The following is a 1413-nucleotide window of genomic DNA, read 5'->3' as shown; positions in this document are numbered from 1 at the left end:
ACAGTATAACGAATATTATGCATTGAAAATCAAGTTTGTGCCGCAAAGAACGAAGATTTACTTGCATATTATCGTATTCAACTTTGTTCAATTTTACATCCTTTCCTACGTATTACAAAATTGTTAGGATATAAATATAACTTAAAATGTTTTTTATATATTGTAGCATGGTATATTAAATTTGTTAGTAAAATAATAATTAAAAAGGAGATTAAAACAATGAAGAAGTTTTTAATTAGTGTAGTGTTTGGTATATCAGTTTTAAGTTTTGGTCAAATAAATGGTTATGCAGATGAGAATGGTTTTGAGATAGATGAAACTAATCAATCATTAATTAATGAGGCAATATCCAATGAAGAGTCCAATAGAGATTATATTGATGGTGTAATTAGAATGTTTGAAGATTCTGATAGTGCTGAAGAGTTCAACGCATCTTTAAATGAGAGTTTAACAGTTTTAAATTCCTATGATGCCGAACAAGATGCATTGTTGGAAGAGTATAAAGCGGACGTTGCCGAATCAGTTGATCCTTTTTATGTTGAACCAAAGTCTAAGATAGGTGCTAGATCATCGGTAACTCCTGCAAATCCAGTTTATGCGGCTGCAATTGCTGCATACAATAAAGGTATATCAATGGTTAAGAAAAAAGGTCACAATCAGACTGCTGCTTATATGAAGCACGCCATTATTTCTGCTGAGAATTACTATTGGAATCCAACATGGAAACCTTCGACATATGTTAATAAAAACGATAGCTGGGCAAAGACTGTAGACGGCGAGGAGTTAATGACCGCTTATTATTCTAGACTTAAAAAAGAAGCATTTTCTACAGGTAAAAAATCTGGTTCTTTCTCAGGAAGTTATACATTTCTAAGCGGCCAACTTCACACAGCATTACGTGGAGTTAGTTACACAGTAACTTATAAGAAACAAGCCAATGGAAATTATTGGACTCAAGTAAAGGTTACGGATATATTTGATTTCAAATGGGAGCTAAATGGTTATGATGGCAACTTCGAGGTGGGATTTGGAAACAATTATTGTTATGCAATGCAAAGAGCAGGCTTTATCATTCCTTATAAAATCGAAGTGATCCACGAAGTTTCTAGATAGTATAAAAAGAGATGAGCTCTACGCTTATCTCTTTTTGTTTAAGATATATATAATGGATTTTACTAGTGCACCCAAGAAAAGTATCAGGGCTAATACCTTAAAAACTACACCAAGTTCCCAGTTGATTGATCCTTCTCTTAAAAGCTCCTGTTTTTGGGATTTGCTTAGTCCTTCAACGCTTACAGGAATCCAATTTACACTTAAATAGACACCTATAAGTAGCGAAATCATTGAATATATATATAGGATTCTTATTTTTAAACCTTTTAAAAAGTTAATCATCTTAGCACTCCTTTACAA

At 32.6% G+C, this 1413-nt stretch carries 2 protein-coding genes; one reads left to right on the top strand and one right to left on the bottom strand.

The window, feature by feature from the left end; translation table 11 throughout:
* Positions 1-219: 219 nt before the first annotated feature.
* Complete coding sequence (locus tag A5882_RS06490) at positions 220-1113, top strand: hypothetical protein (RefSeq protein WP_086372553.1); 894 nt, start codon at positions 220-222, stop codon at positions 1111-1113.
* A gap of 24 nt (positions 1114-1137) precedes the next feature.
* On the opposite strand, the gene A5882_RS06485 is transcribed toward A5882_RS06490, so the two are convergent.
* Complete coding sequence (locus A5882_RS06485) at positions 1138-1395, bottom strand: hypothetical protein (protein WP_008376271.1); 258 nt, start codon at positions 1393-1395, stop codon at positions 1138-1140.
* Between the last annotated feature and the right edge of the window lie 18 nt (positions 1396-1413).

This window comes from Enterococcus sp. 4E1_DIV0656 (assembly GCF_002140695.1).
In the GTDB taxonomy this organism is placed as follows: domain Bacteria; phylum Bacillota; class Bacilli; order Lactobacillales; family Enterococcaceae; genus Enterococcus_D; species Enterococcus_D entomosocium.
This window is presented reverse-complemented; position numbering and strand designations above follow the sequence as displayed.